Genomic DNA, 19,838 nt, shown 5'->3' with positions numbered 1-19,838 from the left:
TCAACTGCTTCAGCCGCCCCCGCCGCCGTGCGAAGTACCCCGTGCATCAGCGCGCCGCAAGCCATCCCGGGTTCCCCGGATGGCCGGCCCCACGGCCCCCTGTGATACATTTCGACGTCAGAACGCAACGCTACCATACCCCACCCGCCGCAGCATGTCCGAGCGTAACGACCCCGCCGGCCCGCATCAAACCGGACATGCCAGCCGGGAGAGCGCCGACGCGGACTCACATCATCATCATCCGGTACTGCGCCACACGTTTCGCGTACTGGCCGCCATCGCGCTCGTCCTCTATTTCATTGTCGCGGTGCTGCTGCTCGGGCTGCGCTATGTCGTGCTGCCCCACGTGGACGACTTTCGTCCGCGCATCGAAAAGCTCGTCTCCGACAAGATCCACGCCGAATTCCGCATCGACAAGCTCTCGCCGCACTGGTCGGGCTTCCAGCCCGGCATCGGCATCACGGGGCTGACGATCCGCGACCGCCACGGCAACGTCGCGCTGAACGTGCCGCACGCCACGGCGGCGGTCTCCTGGCGCTCGCTCGTCACTTTCGAGCTGCTGCTCTCCAGCGTCGTGGTCGAGCGCCCCGACGTGCTGCTCACACGCGAAGACGACGGCACGCTCACGGTCGCCGGCGTGCCCGTGCCCACGGCGCACACGGGCAACGCGACCTTCATGACCTGGCTCATGCGCCAGCAGGCCATCGTGCTGCGCGGCGGCACGCTGCGCTGGAGCGACGCCACGCGCGACGTGCCCGAGCTCAAGCTCTCGGACATTCGCGTCGCCATCCTCAACGACGGCTACGACCACCGCATCGCGCTCCAGGCGCCCGCCGAGGGCACGGTGCTGCACGGGCCGCTCGACTTCCGCGCGCACTTCAAGCACGCGCGCTATGCGCAAGCGGGCAAGCCGCTCACCTGGAGCGGCGACGTCTATGTCTCGACCGGCCCCGTCGACCTGCCGACGCTCGCGCGCTACATCAGCTTGCCGCTCACCACTTATGCAGGACGCATCGACAACACGATCTGGGCGCATTTCGAGACGGGCCGGATCAAATCGGCCGACGGCGTGCTGAGCGGCAATGACATCGCGCTGCGCGTGAAGCCGAGCCAGCCGCGCCTCGACCTGCCGGTCGCCCAGTTCAGCTGGCGCCTGGGGATCGAGCCCAGCGACTACACGCTGCAGATGCACGACTTCCGTGCCGAACTCGGCCAGCCGCCGCTCGACGACGGCACGCCGCTCACGCGCTCGCTCGCATTCACGACACTGGACGGGCGGTTTCGCCAGCAGTCGCTGCAGCACGGCCAACTCTTTGCCGTGCACGGCGACCGCATCGATCTGGGCATCCTCGCCGAATTCATGCGCGCGCTGCCGCTGCCTGCGCGCGTGCAAAACGCGCTCGTGCGCTTCAACCCGCAAGGGCTCATCGCCAACTACGAGCTCGCCATGGAGCGCGCCTCGCCCGAGTCGGGTGAAGCCGCCGTCGAGCAGCGCACCACGAGCGTCGAGCCCATCATCCGCTATCGCTTCAAGGGCGACCTGCAGGGCATCAGCGTGGCGGCCCAGGAGCCGGGCCCCGGCCTCACGCCGCGCGGCCACCCGCGCGCGGGCCTGCCCGGCATCGAAAACCTCTGGGGGCACATCGATGCCGACGAATCGCACGGCTCGCTGCACCTCGACACGGTCGCGACCGCCCTCACGCTGCCCGGCGTGTTCGACGATCCGCGCCTGAAGTTCGACCGCCTGTGGGGCGCCATGAGCTGGACGGTCGCCGCGCAGCGCCAGCCCGGCAACAAGCTCAAGGCGTTCGCCGTCGACGTGAGCAAGCTGGGCGTGCAGAACGCCGACGCGCACGCCACCATGACCGCGCACTACACGAACCCCGGACACGGGCGCGGCGCGCTCGACCTCGTCGCGAAGTTCGATTCGGCGCAAGTCAAGGCCATCCCGCGCTACCTGCCCACCAGCATCTCCGAGAAAACCCGCACCTATCTGGGCCACGGACTGCAGGCGGGCATCTCGAAGGGCGCGACGCTCGAGATTCACGGCGATCTCGCGCTATTCCCCTACTCGCGCGACCCGCAGGCGGGCCAGTTCCGCATCGTCGCGCCGTTCAAGAATGGGCGCTTCGACCCGTCGCCGTATCCGCCGCGCAATCTGCGCAACGGGGCGCCGAACGTCTGGCCCGCGTTCGACGGCATCGACGGCGTGTTCCAGCTCCACGAGAACAAGCTGCGCTTTGACGTGGCGCGCGGCCATTACCGCAACTTCGTGCTGCGCGACGTGAGCGGCCGCATCGACGAGCTGGGCATCAAGGGCTCCGATCTCGTGATCGAAGGCGCCGGGAGCGGGCCGCTCGCCGACCTGCTCGATTACGCGGACAACAGCTCGATTGGCGCGATGTCGAAGCACGCCGTCGCGAAGGTGCAAGCGCAGGGGCCGGCCACGTTCGCGCTCAAGCTCACGATTCCGCGCAAGCCGATGCCGAAGGTGAAAGTCGCGGGCGCAGTCGGGTTCGAGAACGACACGCTCAGCGCGCAAAACGTGCCGCCGCTGTCCAGCCTCACCGGCAAGGTGCGCTTCACGAACCGCAGCGCGCAGGTCGAGCGGCTCACCGGGCACTTCCTTGGCGGCGACGTGCGCGCGAACGGCGGCTTGAGCGAGGACGGCCGCTTTACCGTGAACGTCGCGGGCAACGTAGCCGTGGGCGCCGATACCGCGCGCAGCCTGAACCTGCGCGGCACGCCGGCGGCGGTGCTCGGCCGCTTCTCGGGCTCGGCGCCCTGGTCGCTCTCCGTGGCGGGCATGCGCGGCCACCTGCCGGACGTGAAGGCGAACTCGGATCTGACCGATCTCGCCATCGACCTGCCCGCGCCGTTCGGCAAGACCGCCGGTATGGCGATGCCGTTGCGCTTCGAGCTGCAACCCGGGACCGGTGACAGCAACGACGCCGGCACGGTGGCCGCCCCCACCAATACTTCGAAGTACGAGCACGCCGAACTCGCGCTCGGGCCTTTTGCGGCGCGCTACGTGCTGCGGCGCAATCCGGGCCACGTGCCGGACGTCATACGCGGCGTGATCGCCATGAACCGGCCCGCCGATCTGCCCACCGAAGGCGTGGTCGCCGTGGTCGATGTCCCCACCTTCGACGCCGACGCATGGCGGCGCGTCGCGCAGGAACTGCGCGGCACGGCGGCGGCGAGCGTTGCCGCGGCACTAACCCCGGCGACGAATGCGGCGGCAAACTCGGCGACCAGCACGGCGACGCCTGCAGCGGCAAACGTGGGGGCCAGCGCAGCGACGCCTCCAGCGGCAAACGCAGCGACGCCTCCAGCGGCAAACGCGGCGAGCGCCACGCCCGAAACCGCTGAAGCCGCGCAAGCGTCAACGACCGCCGCGCTACCCGCATCGCAAACGTTGGCAACGGCCGCTCCGGCGCAAGCCGCATCGCAAACGCCAGCGACGGCAACGGCAGACGCAAACAACCCGGCAGTGCCCGGCGGCGCGTTCGCGTCCTACGTGCCCTCGCGCTTCGCGGTCCACGTCGGCACGCTGACGCTGCTCAAGCGTCACTGGGAAAACGTGATCGTGGGCGCCACGCGCACCGGCAAGGAGTGGCAGGCCAACGTCGCGTCGAACCAGGTCTCGGGCCACGTCTCGTGGAAGCCGGGCCCCGTGGCCGGCTCGCCCGGCACGCTCGAGGCGCGGCTCGCGCGCCTCGTCGTGCCCGCCGCGACCGAGAACGATCTGCTCGGCCAGGCCATGTCGCAGCGCGCCCAGAACATGCCGTCGATCGACCTCGTCGTGAACCAGCTCATCGTGCGCGGCCACGACCTCGGCCGCCTGCAGATGAACGCCCACAACTACGTCGACAACGGCGTGCCGGTCTGGCAGCTCGACACGCTCGACATCGTCAACCCAGCCGCGCACCTCACCGCGACCGAGAACTGGCGCGCCGTCGGCGACGAGGCGCCAGCCGCCGACACCGCAGGCAGCACGGGCGAGACGCCGCGGCGCACCGCGGTCGACTTCCACCTCGACATCAAGGACGCGGGCGCGCTGCTCGAACGCGCCGGTGTGTTGCATGTGGTCAAGGGCGGGCAAGGCACGCTCAGCGGCAAGCTCGCGTGGCGCGGCGGCCCGACGGTGCTCGACTATCCGACGCTCGACGGCAGCCTCGCGCTCGACCTGCACCACGGCCAGATCCTCAAGGTCAATCCGGGCGTGGCGTCGCTGCTCGGCGTGTTGAGCCTGCAAAGCCTCGCGCATTTTCCCGACATGGACTTCCGCGACGTGATCGGCACGGGCCTGCCCTTCACGAGCGTCGCAGGCACCGCGCAGATCCAGAACGGCATCGGCCGCACGGACGACTTCAAGATCGTGACCGCGCCCGGCCTCGCCCAGATGACGGGCACCATCGATCTCGCCCACAAGACCCAGGACCTGCGCGTGCACGTCGTGCCCACGGTGAGCGCGGGCGCGGGCGTGATCGCCGCGGCGATCATCAACCCGCTCTTCGGCCTTGGCGCGCTGATCGCCGATTTCGCGCTCCTGCATACCGTCGAAACGACGTTCGCGCGCACCTACGCAATCACGGGCTCGTGGTCCAAACCGCTGGTCGAGCGACTGCCCGGCGATCAGGGTAAGATGAATGCGCCGGCTCCGGCGGTGGCGCATTGAGAGTCGCAGCGGCTCGCTTCGCGGCCTCGCGCCGGACCCCGCTGGCCGATGCGGTCGATGCGGTCGATGCGGCCGAGATAGCCGAGGCCGCCGCCTGCCGGGCACGGCGCATGCGTGTCAGTGCTCACGATTGCGCCGCACAACGCACTGTTCCCGGGACCACCCTCTTCTGTTCATTCAAGAGCCGTCGATGAGCGATACGCCCTCTCCCGCAACGCCCGCCTCCAATGGATCCCGTGGATCGGCCGACACGCCGTTTCGCGTCGCGGCGTTGCAGATGGTCAGCACGCCCGATCGCGAACGCAACCTGGCCGACGCCGATCGCCTGATCGCAGAGGCCGTGAGGCAAGGCGCGCGCCTCGTGCTGCTGCCGGAATACTTCTGCTTCATGGGTCACAAGGACAGCGACAAGCTCGCCGTGCGCGAGGCCTACGGAGACGGCCCGATCCAGCGCTTTCTCGCCGATGCCGCGAAGCGTCACGGTGTCTGGATCATCGGCGGCACGCTGCCTTTGAAGGCGCCCGAGGAAACACGCGTGCTGAACACCACGCTCGTGTTCGACCCGAGCGGCGCAGAGCGCGCGCGCTACGACAAGATCCACCTGTTCAGCTTCGAAAAAGGCGCCGAATCGTTCGACGAGGCGCGCACGATCCGCCCCGGCGCCGAGGTGCGCACCTTCGACGCGCCGTTCGGGCGCGTCGGCCTGTCGGTCTGCTACGATCTGCGCTTTCCCGAGCTCTATCGACGTATGGGGGACTGCGCGCTGATGGTCGTACCGTCCGCATTCACGTACACCACGGGCCGCGCGCACTGGGAAACCCTGCTGCGCGCCCGCGCGGTCGAGAACCAGTGCTACGTGCTCGCGGCGGCGCAAGGCGGCCAGCACGAGAACGGCCGCCGCACCTGGGGCCACAGCATGCTGATCGACCCGTGGGGCGAGATCGTCGACGTGCGCGACGAAAACCCCGGCGCGGTGATCGGCGACATCGACCTCGAACGCATTGCCGCGGTGCGCGCGAGCCTGCCCGCGTGGCGGCATCGCGTACTGGACTGCCCCTGATATGCCCTTGAACCGCAACTGAAGCGCTTGATTTCAAGGCGTTTCGCCCGAATCTATCCTGACAGACACTGCTTACCGAGATTGCTTACCAAGCTTACTGAGCGCATGAACATCATCGAACCCGGCATCCGCAATCTGGCGACCGCGAAGGACTTGCTCCTTACGCCCTACGGCCTCGACGAGGCAGTGCTCACGCGCACACTCGGCGAGATCTTCACGCACCGCGTCGACTACGCCGACCTCTACTTCCAGACCACGCGCAGCGAGGCCTGGAGCCTCGAGGAAGGCATCGTCAAGTCGGGCAGCTTCAGCATCGACCAGGGTGTAGGCGTGCGCGCCGTCTCGGGCGAGCGCACCGCGTTCGCCTACTCCGACGACCTCTCGCCCGAGGCGATCCGGCAGGCGGCCATCGCCACGCGCTCGATCGCGCAGGCGGGCGGCGGCAAGCAGAAGATCAAGGTGGCCACTTCGCTCAAGGGCATCGCGGGCCGCGACCTCTATCTGCCTTCCGACCCGCTTTCCTCGCTCGACGCCACCGAGAAGGTGAAGCTGCTCGAGCGCATCGAGCAGATGGCGCGCTCGCGCGACCCGCGCATCACCCAGGTGATGGCCGCGCTCGCGGGCGAATACGACGTCGTGCTGGTCGCGCGCAGCGACGGCGCCCTCGCCGCCGACATCCGCCCGCTCGTGCGCGTCTCGGTTACGGTGATCGCCGAGCAAAACGGCCGCCGCGAGATTGGCAACGGCGGCGGCGGTGGCCGCTTCGACTACGCTTATTTCACCGACGACGTGCTCTCGAAGTACGTCGACGACGCCGTGCACGCGGCGCTCGTCAATCTCGAAGCACGCCCGGCCCCGGCCGGCGCAATGTCCGTCGTGCTCGGCCCGGGCTGGCCCGGCGTGCTGCTGCACGAGGCCATCGGCCACGGGCTCGAGGGCGACTTCAACCGCAAGGGCTCGTCGGCGTTCGCAGGCCAGATCGGCCAGCGCGTGGCCGCCAAGGGCGTCACCGTGGTCGACGACGGCACGCTGCCCAACCGCCGCGGCTCGCTTAACATCGACGACGAAGGCAACCCCACGCAGTGCACGACGCTGATCGAGGACGGCATTCTCAAGGGCTACATCCAGGACTCGCTCAACGCGCGCCTCATGAAGATGCCCGTGACCGGCAATGCGCGCCGCGAGTCGTACGCCGCGCTGCCGATGCCGCGCATGACCAACACCTACATGCTCAACGGCGACAAGGATCCGCAGGAGATCATCGCTTCGGTGAAGAACGGGCTTTATGCCGTGAACTTCGGCGGCGGCCAGGTCGACATCACCAATGGCAAGTTCGTGTTCTCGGCCTCCGAGGCGTACATGATCGAGGACGGCAAGATCACCTACCCCGTGAAGGGCGCGACGCTGATCGGCAGCGGCCCGGAATCGCTCAAGTACGTGAGCATGATCGGCAACGACATGCGCCTCGACTCGGGCGTGGGCGTGTGCGGCAAAGAGGGGCAGAGCGTGCCCGTAGGCGTGGGCCAGCCGACGCTGCGCATCGACCGCATGACGGTGGGCGGCACGGTTTGAGGTCCGCCTGAGCGCAGGATTCATGCAGGGCGATGCGGAAAATCCGCACCGCCGCGCGAATTTCCCGCATCGAACACTCTGAACTCGCGGATAATCCGCGTTTTTTCACGACCCGGCTTGCCAGCCACGAGAAGCTCGGGTTATAAAGGCAATCACCCTTTTCGACGTAGCAGACAGCAACCCGCCATGTTCGCCACGAAGTTTTACTTTTACTTCTTTTGGTATCTCAGACCGCTGGCGGATCGAGAGGGTTGACAGTACGCGCAGGAACCCGAATACACGAGAAACCGCCAGCAGAGTCTGGCGGTTTTTTTTCGTCCTTACCCCATACGAGCCTCACTTTCATCTAACCGATTTTCGACGCATCGCACGCGCGTTGCACGCTACACAGGATCAGGAGAAACAGCCATGCCCCCGCACAACACCGACGATGTCCGCATTCGCGAACTCAAGGAACTCACGCCGCCCGCACACCTGATCCGCGAGTTCCCGTGCTCGGAAGCCGCCTCGACGCTGATCTTCGAGTCGCGCCGCGCCCTGCACCGCATCCTGCACGGCATGGACGACCGCCTGATCGTCATCGTCGGCCCGTGCTCGATTCACGACACCAAGGCCGCGCTCGAATACGCGACCAGGCTCGTGGAGCAGCGCGAGCGCTTCAAGAACGAGCTCGAGATCGTGATGCGCGTGTACTTCGAAAAGCCGCGCACGACGGTGGGCTGGAAGGGTCTCATCAACGACCCGTACATGGATAACAGCTTCAAGATCAACGACGGCCTGCGCACCGCGCGCGAGCTGCTCGTCTCGATCAACGAGCTCGGCCTGCCGGCGGGCACCGAGTACCTCGACATGATCAGCCCGCAGTACATCGCCGACCTCGTTTCGTGGGGCGCGATCGGCGCACGCACGACCGAGTCGCAGGTGCACCGCGAGCTGGCCTCGGGCCTCTCGTGCCCGGTCGGCTTCAAGAACGGCACGGACGGCAACGTGAAGATCGCCGTGGACGCGATCAAGGCCGCCTCGCAGCCGCACCATTTCCTCTCGGTGACGAAGGGCGGCCACTCGGCCATCGTCTCGACGGCCGGCAACGAGGACTGCCACGTGATCCTGCGCGGCGGCAAGACGCCGAACTACGACGCGCAAAGCGTGGACGCCGCGTGCAGCGATATCGGCAAGGCGGGTCTCGCGGCGCGCCTGATGATCGACGCGAGCCACGCGAACAGCTCGAAGAAGCACGAAAACCAGATTCCCGTGTGCGCGGACATCGGCCGCCAGGTCGCGGCGGGCGACGAGCGCATTATCGGCGTGATGGTCGAGTCGCACCTCGTGGCGGGCCGCCAGGACCTCAAGGAAGGCTGCGAGCTGACCTACGGCCAGAGCATCACCGACGCATGCATCGGCTGGGATGAAAGCGTGGGCGTGCTCGAAGGGCTCGCCGAGGCGGTCAAGCAGCGCCGCGTCGCGCGCGGCAGCGGCAACTGAGCGGTTTTTTGTTCATCGACGAAAAACGCCCCGGCGAGAACCGGGGCGTTGCGTCGATCCGCTGAGTCAGACGAATCGAATTCTCCAGTTCGCCCGGCATGGCTTGCCGGGCGTTTTTTCGTCCGCGTCGGACACAACCGCGGAAAAACGAAGCCTCAGTCGAGCACGCCCGAACCAAAGATCTCCGTGTGAATGCGCGCAGGATCGACACCGCGGGCAACCAGCGCATCGCGCTGCGCGCGCATGAACGCCACCGGCCCGCAAACGTAGTAGTCGGCATCCGGCAAAATCGCGTCGGCGGCAATGCGCTCGAGCTCGACGCGGCCTTCGAAGTCGTAGTCGATGCCCACGCGGTCTTCGGCGCCCACCTCTTCGTAGAACACCGCGAGCTTCACGTTCGGATGCTCGGCCGCGCTGCGGCGCATCCAGTCGCCGAACGCGTGCACGCTGCGGTTACGGCAGGCGTGCACGAAGGTCACCTTGCGCGCGCTGCGCTCGGCCAGCAGCGTGGTGAGCATCGACGCCATCGGCGTGATGCCCACGCCGCCGCTCAGCAGCACGACCGGCGTGGTCTTCTTGCGATCGAGCTTGAATTCGCCCATCGGCGCGCTCACGTGCACGACCGCGCCTTCTTCCACGCCGTCATGCATCAGGTTCGAGACGTGACCCGGCTCCACTTCGCCGCGGCCGTCTTCGCGCTTGACCGAGATGCGCAGCCAGCGGCCGTGCGGTGCGTCGGAGAGGCTGTACTGGCGCGGCTGGTCGACGCCGAGCTTGTCGACATAGCGCGTCACGCTCACGTACTGGCCCGGCTCGAAGCCGCCGGCCGGCGCGCCGTCGGCGGGCGCGAGGTAGAACGAGGTGATCTCGTCGCTTTCGACGTGCTTGCGCAGCACCTTGAACGGACGGAAGCCGCTCCACGGCGCCGCTTCATAGAGCTTCGCCTCGGCGCCAATCATGATGTTCGCGAGCTGCTCGTAAGCCACCGCCCAGGCGTCGAGCGTGGGCTGATCGACGGCGTCGCCGAGCACGTCCACCACCGCACCCAGCAAATGACGGCCGACGATCGGATAGTGCTCCGGACGGATGTTCAGGCTGGCGTGCTTGTTTGCGATGTGCGAGACCGCGCCGCCAAGTGCGCCGAGATTGTCGATGTTCGCCGCGTAAGCGTAGACCGCGCGAGCGAGCGTTTCGGGCTGGCTGCCACTCTGCTGGTGCGTCTGGTTGAAGAGGTTCTTCAGTTCCGGATGCGCGTTGAACATCCGCTTGTAGAAGTGCTTCGTGATGGTGGTGCCGTGTTCGGCGAAAACAGGCGCGGTGGCCTTGACGCGGGCAATCTGGTCGGCGGTGAGCGCAGTCATTGCGGCTTCTCCTTGTTAAACATGCAAACACGATACATGTTTAATGAGACAAGCCGACCCAGGCATTTTGTCGCACCCCAGCATTGTCCCGATTGCGGGATGAGAGCGGCACCGGCGGTCCGGCTTTACAGGGCGGACGCCGCTCCTCTACCGCTTCGCTTCGATCCCTTTATTCGTTGGAACCGGCTTCGGGCTGGCCATTTGATGCACCGCGGTCGTGGCGCCAGAGCACGTCGGCGCCACCTGCCGCCCGGTTGAGCACGCGTGCGAGCACGAACATCAGGTCGGAGAGCCGGTTCACGTAGCGGCGCGGCGCTTGCGCAAGCGGTGCGGGTGACGCAGTCTCGCCCTGCTCTGCGCTGAGCGCGACGATCAGGCGCTCCGCGCGTCGGCACACGGTGCGGCAGACATGCGCGAGCGCCGCCGCGCGCGAGCCGCCGGGCAGGATGAATTCCTTGAGCGGCGGCAACGTCGCGTTGTACTCGGCGAGCCAGCCGTCCAGACGCGCGAGGTGAGCATCCGTGACGATAGTGTGGCCGGGCATGCACAACTCGCCGCCCAGGTCGAACAAGTCATGCTGAATCACCGTAAGCGCGGCGCGCACGTCGTCGGGCAGCGTCTCGCATAGCAGCACGCCGATGTGCGAGTTCAGCTCGTCGACTTCGCCGATCGCGGCAATGCGCACGTCGTCCTTGCGCACGCGGCTGCCGTCGCCGAGGCCCGTCGTGCCGTCGTCGCCCGTGCGCGTGGTGATCTTGCTCAGGCGGTTGCCCATGGTATGTCTCTCCGTATGGCGAACAGGTTGAATCGTCATTGTCTCGTGCGCGAGCGCCGGCGGGGACTATAGATTTCGCCCTGAATGTTTCGTGCTGCGGTTTCGTGCTGCGGTTGCGTACAGCTCGGCCCGCCACGCACAAGCCGAACCCTGCCGGCGCTTGCCCGTTCCAGCCCCGCCGCAGCCAGCGGAACGCGCGTGCGAACGTTGAGCGTAAAATGAAGCGCGCCGAATATTACGTTCAAACGAAGGAGACATCCGCGTGAATCATCCCGCGCCGCCGGCCATCGCACGCCGCCCGTTCCCCGCCGATCTCCTCGACCAGCTGCGCAGCGCGTTCGGCGAACGCGTTTCCACTTCCGAAGCCGTGCGCGCGCATCATGGCCGCGACGAATCGCGCTTCGATCCGCAGTTGCCCGACGCCGTCGTCTTCGCGCAAAACACCGAAGAGGTCCAGTCCATCGTGAGACTGTGCGCGCAATATGGCGTGCCGATCATTCCCTATGGCAACGGCTCGTCGCTCGAAGGCCATCTGCTCGCGGTACAGGGCGGCGTCTCGATCGACCTCTCGCAGATGAATCGCGTGCTCGCGATCAACGCCGAAGATCTCACCGTCACCGTCGAGCCCGGCATCTCGCGCAAGGCGCTCAATGAAGCGCTGCGCGACACCGGCCTCTTCTTCCCCATCGATCCGGGCGCGGATGCGAGCATCGGCGGCATGTCGGCGACGCGTGCCTCCGGCACCAACGCCGTGCGCTATGGCACGATGCGCGAGAACGTGCTCGGCCTCACCGCCGTGCTCGCGGACGGCCGCGTCATCAAAACCGGCGCGCGCGCGCGCAAGTCGGCGGCGGGATACGACCTCACGCGCCTTTTCGTGGGCTCCGAGGGCACGCTCGGCGTGATCACCGAAATCACGGTGCGGCTCTATCCGCAGCCAGAAGCGGTATCCGCGGCGGTCTGCGCGTTTGCTTCGATGGCCGAAGCCGTGCGCACGGTCATCGAGACAATCCAGATGGGCGTGCCGATTGCGCGCGTGGAGTTCATCGATTCGCTCGCGGTGCGCGCGATCAATCGCCATTCGAACCTGACGCTGCGCGAAAAGCACACGCTGTTCTTCGAGTTCCATGGCACCGAAGCGGGCGTAGCGGAACAGGCTCAGCTCGTGCAGGAGCTTGCCGCGCAAAACGGCGGCGAAGGCTTCGAATGGGCGACGCGCCCCGAAGACCGCAATCGCCTGTGGAACGCGCGGCACAGCGCCTACTTCGCCATGTTGCAGCTCAAGCCCGGCTGCCGCGCCGTGACGACGGACGTCTGCGTGCCGATCTCGCGCCTTGCCGAATGCGTGGTGGAAACCGAGGCCGATCTCAAGGCCTCGCCGCTGCCCTGCCCGATCGTGGGCCACGTGGGCGACGGCAACTTCCATGTAGCGATCCTGATCGATCCGGACAAGCCCGAGGAAATCGAGGAAGCCGAACGCCTGAACCACCGCATCGTGCAGCGAGCGATCCGGATGGACGGCACCTGCACGGGCGAGCATGGCGTTGGGTTGCACAAGATGGGCTTCCTTGTGGAGGAGCACGGCGCCGACACGGTCGACACGATGCGCGCCATCAAGCACGCACTCGATCCGCACAATCTGATGAACCCCGGCAAGATCTTCAGTTGGGCGGCGTAGTCCGGGGCGTCCGGGTTTGAGCGCCCCGCTCGAGTTGGGGGCGCCACGCCGGCAACAACGGCCCAGACGGACAACCGTCGGGCCAAAATCATCATGCATGGGACCGGAGGAGACATGAACGCACCGGAGGCGAATTTGCCGGACCTGACGCCGGAAGTCCTCGCGCAACGGCAGCGCGAAGTCGTTCAGGCGTTGATGGCCGTGCTGCCTGCGCACTGCCTGCTGCATCGGGAAGAAGACACGGTCGCCTATGAATGCGACGGGCTCGCGGCATACCGGCGGCTGCCGCTTGCCGTAGCGCTGCCGGAGACGGAGTCGCAAGTGCAGCGCATCGTGCAAATCTGCCGGCGCCTCGACGTACCCATCGTGCCGCGCGGCGCGGGCACGGGTTTGTCGGGCGGCGCCATGCCGATCCGCCATGGCATCGTGCTGTCGCTCGCGCGCTTCAAGCGCATCCTCGAAGTCGATCCTTACGCGCGCACGGCCACCGTGCAGCCCGGGGTGCGCAATCTCGCGGTGTCCGACGCGGCCGCGCCTTACGGCCTCTATTACGCACCGGACCCGTCCTCGCAGATCGCCTGCACGATCGGCGGCAACGTCTCCGAGAATTCGGGCGGCGTGCATTGCCTCAAATACGGCCTCACCGTGCATAACGTGCTGCGCGTGCGCGCGGTGACGATGGATGCCGAGATCGTGGAGTTCGGCTCGCTCGGCCCCGACGCGCCGGGCCTCGATCTGCTCGCGGTGATGATCGGCAGCGAGGGCATGTTCGCCATCGTCACCGAGGTCACGGTCAAGCTGATTCCGCGTCCGCAGACGGCGCAGGTGATCATGGCGAGCTTCGACGACGTCGTGAAAGGCGGCGACGCAGTGGCGGGCATCATCGCCGCGGGGATCATTCCCGCTGGCCTCGAAATGATGGACAAGCCCGCCACGCGCGCGGTGGAAGAGTTCGTCAACGCGGGCTACGATCTCGACGCCGCCGCGATCCTGCTGTGCGAATCCGACGGCACTCCCGAGGAGGTCGCCGAGGAGATCGCGCGCATGACCGCCGTGCTGCGCGAGCATGGCGCCACGCGCATCCAGATCTCGCGCACCGAGGAAGAGCGCCTGCGGTTCTGGTCTGGCCGCAAGAACGCGTTTCCGGCCGCGGGCCGCATTTCTCCCGACTATTACTGCATGGACGGCACCGTGCCGCGCCGCGCGATCGGACGGCTGCTCGCGCGCATCCACGAAATGGAAGCGCAATACGGGCTGCGCTGCATCAACGTATTTCATGCGGGCGACGGCAACATGCACCCGCTCATCCTCTTCAACGGCAACGATCTCGACGAGTGGCACCGTGCCGAGGCGTTCGGCTCGGACATCCTCGAAACCTGCGTGGAGCTGGGCGGCACGGTCACGGGCGAGCACGGCGTGGGCATCGAGAAGATCAACTCGATGTGCGTGCAGTTCTCGCGAGAGGAGCGCGACGCTTTTCATGCCGTGAAGCATGCCTTCGACCCGGCCGGCCTGCTGAACCCCGACAAGGGCATCCCCACGCGTGCGCGCTGCGCCGAATACGGCAAGATGCACGTGCGCGGGAATCTGCTGCCGCATCCGGACCTGCCGCGCTTTTAAACCCCGCTCCTGAACCGCGCTTGCGCACCGCGCGAAGCGGTGCGCAAGCTGGAACGCCAAACGCATGGGCCATGCAAATGCCGATGCATGCGTCCTTTGTTGTGCACAGCGCATGCGTTTTGCGTAACCGCCTGGCGAATATCGCGCGAAATCGTGCGTTTTGCATGCCATTCCCGGCATCACACCCAATTTCACCCGGTTCCATAGCCCACTGCGTGCCCGCGCCAGTCGCCCTTGCCTCTGCCCCTCGTTTGCGCCGCGCCACCATGCGGGCCTGCCCCGGGTTGCCAGAGTGAGGCGCGCCAGTACAATCGAACGAACCACAACGACAAACGCGCCATGGAAATCATGGAAGAGGAAGACATCGTCGCGGTCTGGTCCGAGCGCATCCGCGCGGCGACCGCAGACGGACGCACGCTGCGCATACGCGGCGGCGGCACGAAAGACTGGTATGGCCAGATGCTCGAAGGCGAAGTGCTCGACACGCGCGCGCACCGGGGCATCGTTGCCTACGACCCGGCCGAGCTCGTCATCACGGCGCGAGCCGGCACGCCACTGCTCGAGATCGAGCACGCGCTTGCGTCGCACGGCCAGATGCTGCCCTTCGAGCCGCCCCACTTCGGCCCCCAGGCGACTTTCGGCGGCTGCATCGCCGCCGGCATTGCCGGGCCGCGCCGCGCGAGCACGGGGGCCGCACGCGATTTCGTGCTGGGCGCGGTGCTCATGAACGGCCACGGCGAGGTGCTGCACTTTGGCGGCCAGGTCGTGAAGAACGTGGCCGGATACGATGTCTCGCGCCTGATGGCGGGCTCGCTCGGCACGCTCGGCCTCATTCTCGAGCTTTCGGTGAAGGTGCTGCCCGTGGCGCAAGCGGAGACCACGCTCAAGTTCGACATGAACGGCACGGACGCCGTGCGCAAGCTCAACGAATGGGGCGGCCGTCCGCTGCCGATGACGGCCAGCGCCTGGCGCAACGGCACGCTCGCCGTGCGGCTCGCGGGTGCCGAGGCGGGCGTGAAGGCCGCGCGCGCGTCGCTTGGCGGTGAAGTCGTGGACGCCGTGGAAGCGGAACGCTTCTGGGCGGGACTGCGCGAGCAGACCGACCCGTTCTTCGGCTCGATCACGCCCGGCGCCGCGCTGTGGCGTCTCGCGCTGCCCTCGATTGCCGAGCCATTGCAGTTGCCGGGCGCGCAGCTGATGGAATGGGGCGGCGCGCAACGCTGGTGGATCACCGAAACCGACGCGCAAACCGTGCGCATCAGTGCAAAACAAGCCGGCGGCCATGCCACGATGTTCCGCACCGGCCGCGACTACGACCGCAGCGCCGGGGTGTTCACGCCCCTGCCCGCGCCGCTCATGAAGATCCACCGCGGCCTGAAGGCCGCGTTCGATCCGGCCCGCGTCTTCAATCGCGGGCGCCTCTATTCCGACTTCTGACGAGACCTTCACGCGGCAATGCAGACGAACCTCGCGGACTTCATTCGCAACACTCCCGACGGCGACGAAGCCGACGCGATCCTGCGCAAGTGCGTGCACTGCGGCTTCTGTACCGCGACCTGCCCGACCTATCAGTTGCTCGGCGACGAGCTGGACGGCCCCCGCGGGCGCATCTATCTGATGAAACAGATGGTGGAAGGCGCCCCTGTCACGAAAAGCACGCTCACGCATCTCGACCGCTGCCTCACCTGCCGCAGTTGCGAAACCACCTGCCCTTCCGGCGTGCAATACGGCCGGCTCGTGGAAGTGGGCCGCAAGCACGCCGAGCAGATGGTGCCGCGCCCGTTGCGCCAGCGCCTCATGCGCCGCTTCCTCGCGGGCTTCCTGCCGCACCGCATGCTGTTTTCGCCGGTCATGCGCGTGGCCCAGCAGGTGCGCGCCCTGCTGCCGCGGCGCGTGCGCGACAAGGTGCCGGTGCGCCAGCGGCCGCTCGTGTGGCCCACGGCGAAGCACGCGCGCAAGATGCTCATGCTCGCGGGTTGCGTGCAACCTTCGATGATGCCGAACATCAACGCGGCCACGGCGCGCGTGCTCGACGCGCTCGGCATCGAAACCGTGGTGGCGCCGCAAGCCGGCTGCTGCGGCGCGATCCGCCTGCACCTCGGTTACGTGGACGATGCGCTGCACGACGTGCGCGCGAACATCGACGCCTGGTGGCCCTACGTCGAGCAAGGCGTGGAAGCGATCGTCATGAACGCCTCCGGTTGCGGCGCGACGGTCAAGGAATACGCGCACCTGCTGCGCAACGATCCGGCCTACGCGGACAAGGCGCGACGCATTGCCGATCTCACGCGCGATCTTTCGGAGATCCTGCCCGCGTTCCAGGACCAGCTCGTAGCGGCCACGCGCAGACGCGGCATTCACAGCGTGGCGTATCACCCGCCCTGCACGCTGCAGCACGGCCAGCAACTGCGTGGCGGCGTGGAGAAGGTGCTCGCCGCGCTCGGGCTGGAGGTGCGCCTGCCTGTCGACAGCCATCTGTGCTGCGGCTCCGCCGGGACCTATTCGATCACGCAGCCGCGCCTGTCCTACACGCTGCGCAACCAGAAGGTGGAACGGCTCAAGGCACTGGAGCCGCAACTGATCGTTTCGGCGAACATCGGCTGCATCGCGCACCTGCAAAGCGGCACGACGATTCCGGTCACGCACTGGATCGAGCTCGTGGAACATATGCTGGCGGCCAACTGAGCCGAAGGGTTTCGATGTCGTACCAGCGTAGCGAATCGCCGCTTTCGCCAACAGTCGGCCATTCGGCATAGGGCTTTCGGCGGACCGCGAACCGGGTTTTGAGCGCCGGGCACGGTCCGCATAGTCCGTATAATGGCCCTCGTTCGTTTCACGTTCCTACGGCCGCGGCACGCGCGCAAGCGCGGCAATGCCACAGCCGGCCTCCATGCCGATGACCGATTTCGCTCACAATCTCGAAGCCGTCCGCCAGCGCATCGCGGCCGCCGCACGCAATGCGGGCCGCGTGCCGGAATCCGTTGCGCTGCTCGCGGTATCGAAGACCTTTCCGGCGCAAGACGTGCGCGCCGCACACGCGGCGGGCCAGCGGGCCTTCGGAGAGAACTACGTGCAGGAAGCCGTGGACAAGATCGAGACGCTCGCCGACCTGCGCACGAGTCTCGAATGGCATTTCATCGGACCGTTGCAATCGAACAAGACGCGCCCCGTGGCGGAGCGTTTCGACTGGGTTCATTCCGTCGACCGTCTCAAGATCGCCCAGCGCCTATCCGAGCAGCGCCCGGCCAGCATGGCGCCGCTCAACGTCTGCCTGCAGGTGAACGTGAGCGGCGAGGCGACCAAGAGCGGCGTGGCTCCGCAGGAAGCCGCGCAGGTCGCGCGCGCCGTCGCCGCGTTGCCCAACCTGCGTCTGCGCGGGCTGATGTCGATTCCCGAGCCCGAGCAGACGCTCGACGCGCAGCGCGCGCCGCACCGCCAGTTGCGCGAGCTCTTCGACGCCCTGCGCGCAGATGGCCTCGCACTCGACACGCTCTCGATGGGCATGTCGGCGGACCTCGAGGCCGCCGTGCTCGAAGGCGCGACCATCGTGCGCGTCGGCACCGCCATCTTCGGTGCACGCGATTACTCTCACTGATCCACTGACGCACTCCATCACCATGAAAATTGCCTTCATCGGCGGCGGCAACATGGCCGCTGCAATCATCGGCGGTTTGATCCGCAAGGGCGTCTCCGCCGGCGACCTGTACGCGATCGACCCCAACGAGGACGCGCGCAAGCGCAGCGCAGATCAGTTCGGCATCCGTACCGGTGCAGCCGCCGACGGCGCGCTCGCCGAATACGACGCGGTCCTGCTCGCCGTGAAGCCGCAGATCGCCAAGGCGGTGGCGCAATCGATCGCAGCGCATCTGGGCGCGCATCAGGTCGTGATCAGCATCATGGCGGGCATCCGCATCGAGGACCTCTCGCGCTGGCTGGGCGGCCACGCGCGCATCGTGCGCACGATGCCCAACACGCCCGCGTTGATCGGCATGGGCGCGACGGGCCTCTGCGCCGGCAGCGGCGTCGACGCGGCGGGCCGCGAACTCGCGTCGAACGTGCTCGGCGCAGTCAGCCAGACAGTCTGGTTCGATGACGAAAGCAAGATCGACGCCGTCACGGCCATCTCGGGCAGCGGCCCGGCCTACGTGTTCTATTTCATCGAGGCCCTCGAAGAAGCCGCCCGCCAGCTCGGCATGGACGCGCAGCAAGGCCGCGCGCTCGCCATCGCCACCTTCACGGGCGCGGCACAACTCGCGCTGCAGTCCGACGAGCCGCCCGCGGTGCTGCGCGAGCGCGTGACGTCCAAGGGCGGCACCACCGCGGCGGCGCTCGCTTCGTTCGACGCATCGGCCATCAAGGACGCGATCGTGCGCGGCGCGCTGGCCGCGGATGCGCGTGCGAAGGAGATGGGCGAGGAGTTCGGCAAGCAGTAATTCGGTCAGGCCGGGTAGATCCCGCCGGATAGATCCCGCCGGATAGATCCCGCCGGGTAGATCCCGCCGGGTAGGCATGCGACGTGCGTTGCCGCGTCGCGCACGTAAAAAAAGCGCCCAAAGGCGCTTTTTTTACGACTGCTCCCGGCGCAGCCGGATCGCTTACATCCCCGCGGCGGCGTAGTGCGCCGCAATCCCGACGAAGAGCGCGCCGCCCAGCCAGTTATTGTGGCGGAACGCCGCGAAGCACGGCATGCGCTCGCGGTCCTTGATGAGCGTGTAGTGATAGATCGCGCAACCTGCCGCCGCCGCCCAGCCCAGCCAGTACAGCACGCCCAAGCGCAGCGTCACGCCCACCCAGACGTAGATGCCGAGCGTGAGCGCGTAGCAGAGCATGATCGCCAGCACGTCGAAACGGCCGAAGGTGAGCGCCGACGTGCGGATGCCGATCTTGATGTCGTCGTCGCGGTCGACCATCGCGTATTCGGTGTCGTAGGCCACCGACCAGAACACGTTCGCCACCAGCATGATCCACGCGAGCATCGGCACATGGTCCTGAACGGCGGCGAATGCCATCGGAATGCCGAAGCCGAACGCGATACCCAGATACGCCTGAGGAATCGCGAAAAAGCGCTTCGTGAACGGATACGAGCCTGCCACAAACAGCGCCACCACCGAAAGCTGCTTGGTGAGCGCATTGAGCGGCAGGATCAGCAGGAACGAGACGAACGCGAGCGCAACCGCAATCGCGACCGCCTCCCATGCGCGGATGCGGCCCGAGGTGATGGGGCGCTCGGCCGTGCGCTTCACGTGGCGGTCGAAGTCGCGATCGGCGTAATCGTTGATCGCGCAGCCCGCCGAACGCATGAGCACCGTGCCCACCGTGAAGATGAGGAGCAGAGACAGCGAGGGATGGCCATTCGAGGCGATCCACAGCGCGTTGAGCGTCGGCCACAGCAGCAGCAGGCTGCCGATCGGCTTGTCCATGCGGACGAGCCGCAGATAGAGCGGGAGTCGGGCGAACATGATGGGAGCGCGAAAAACGATGCCGCTATTGTAGGCGAGAGCCGAGGTGCTTCGCCGCCGGGTCATCATCGTCGTGGGCGGAAATTCGGGCGCGATGGGCGGGCGCGATGAGTGGGCCCGATGCATGGGCGCGATGGGTTGGCACAATGA

At 67.1% G+C, this 19,838-nt stretch carries 13 protein-coding genes; 10 read left to right on the top strand and 3 right to left on the bottom strand.

The features are described from left to right. The first annotated feature begins 154 nt into the window (after positions 1-154). The 4 genes from EYW47_RS18585 (at position 155) to aroG (ending at position 8,795) form a co-directional block, all read left to right on the top strand. On the top strand, positions 155-4,681 hold the full coding sequence (locus EYW47_RS18585) for a YhdP family phospholipid transporter (RefSeq protein ID WP_133196291.1): 4,527 nt from the start codon (positions 155-157) through the stop codon (positions 4,679-4,681). A gap of 190 nt (positions 4,682-4,871) precedes the next feature. Further along, complete coding sequence (locus EYW47_RS18580) at positions 4,872-5,741, top strand: carbon-nitrogen hydrolase family protein (RefSeq protein WP_133196290.1); 870 nt, start codon at positions 4,872-4,874, stop codon at positions 5,739-5,741. 105 nt (positions 5,742-5,846) lie between these two features. Beyond that, positions 5,847-7,313: a metalloprotease TldD gene (tldD, locus tag EYW47_RS18575; RefSeq protein WP_133196289.1), complete on the top strand. Its 1,467-nt coding sequence runs from the start codon at positions 5,847-5,849 to the stop codon at positions 7,311-7,313. Between the two features lie 408 nt (positions 7,314-7,721). Beyond that, entirely contained in the window at positions 7,722-8,795 is a 1,074-nt protein-coding gene (gene aroG, locus EYW47_RS18570) for a 3-deoxy-7-phosphoheptulonate synthase AroG (RefSeq protein ID WP_133196288.1), read from the top strand. 155 nt (positions 8,796-8,950) lie between these two features. Here aroG and hmpA read toward each other — a convergent pair whose 3' ends face one another. Then, positions 8,951-10,156: an NO-inducible flavohemoprotein gene (hmpA, locus tag EYW47_RS18565; RefSeq protein ID WP_133196287.1), complete on the bottom strand. Its 1,206-nt coding sequence runs from the start codon at positions 10,154-10,156 to the stop codon at positions 8,951-8,953. A 169-nt stretch (positions 10,157-10,325) separates the two neighbouring features. Next, on the bottom strand, positions 10,326-10,931 hold the full coding sequence (locus tag EYW47_RS18560) for a cob(I)yrinic acid a,c-diamide adenosyltransferase (RefSeq protein ID WP_133196286.1): 606 nt from the start codon (positions 10,929-10,931) through the stop codon (positions 10,326-10,328). Positions 10,932-11,193: 262 nt separating this feature from the next. Here EYW47_RS18560 and EYW47_RS18555 point away from each other — a divergent pair, with 262 nt between their 5' ends. The 6 genes from EYW47_RS18555 (at position 11,194) to proC (ending at position 18,662) form a co-directional block, all read left to right on the top strand. Next, a complete protein-coding gene (locus EYW47_RS18555) occupies positions 11,194-12,609 on the top strand; it encodes an FAD-binding oxidoreductase (protein ID WP_133196285.1) in 1,416 nt (471 codons plus the stop codon). A 114-nt stretch (positions 12,610-12,723) separates the two neighbouring features. Continuing rightward, positions 12,724-14,229, top strand: a complete 1,506-nt coding sequence (locus EYW47_RS18550; protein WP_133196284.1) for an FAD-linked oxidase C-terminal domain-containing protein — start codon at positions 12,724-12,726, stop codon at positions 14,227-14,229. Between the two features lie 348 nt (positions 14,230-14,577). Further along, positions 14,578-15,666 (top strand): glycolate oxidase subunit GlcE, encoded by a 1,089-nt coding sequence (gene glcE, locus EYW47_RS18545; protein ID WP_133196332.1) that lies wholly within the window; start codon positions 14,578-14,580, stop codon positions 15,664-15,666. A gap of 18 nt (positions 15,667-15,684) precedes the next feature. Further along, positions 15,685-16,914 carry a glycolate oxidase subunit GlcF gene (gene glcF, locus EYW47_RS18540; RefSeq protein ID WP_133196283.1) on the top strand — a complete coding sequence of 410 codons (1,230 nt, stop codon included), beginning with the start codon at positions 15,685-15,687 and terminating at the stop codon, positions 16,912-16,914. Between the two features lie 211 nt (positions 16,915-17,125). Then, the gene (locus EYW47_RS18535) at positions 17,126-17,824 is read left to right on the top strand and encodes a YggS family pyridoxal phosphate-dependent enzyme (RefSeq protein WP_133196331.1); all 699 of its coding nucleotides are present in this window, start codon (positions 17,126-17,128) and stop codon (positions 17,822-17,824) included. A 22-nt stretch (positions 17,825-17,846) separates the two neighbouring features. Continuing rightward, positions 17,847-18,662 (top strand): pyrroline-5-carboxylate reductase, encoded by an 816-nt coding sequence (gene proC / locus EYW47_RS18530; protein WP_133196282.1) that lies wholly within the window; start codon positions 17,847-17,849, stop codon positions 18,660-18,662. A gap of 162 nt (positions 18,663-18,824) precedes the next feature. Here the strand turns inward: proC and ubiA are convergent, their stop codons facing one another. Further along, on the bottom strand, positions 18,825-19,688 hold the full coding sequence (ubiA, locus tag EYW47_RS18525; RefSeq protein WP_133196281.1) for a 4-hydroxybenzoate octaprenyltransferase: 864 nt from the start codon (positions 19,686-19,688) through the stop codon (positions 18,825-18,827). Positions 19,689-19,838 lie beyond the last annotated feature (150 nt).

This window comes from Paraburkholderia silviterrae (assembly GCF_004353915.1).
Taxonomy (GTDB): Bacteria; Pseudomonadota; Gammaproteobacteria; order Burkholderiales; family Burkholderiaceae; genus Paraburkholderia; species Paraburkholderia silviterrae.
The sequence above is the reverse complement of the archived record's forward strand: the minus strand, read 5'-3'. Positions and strand labels throughout refer to the sequence as shown.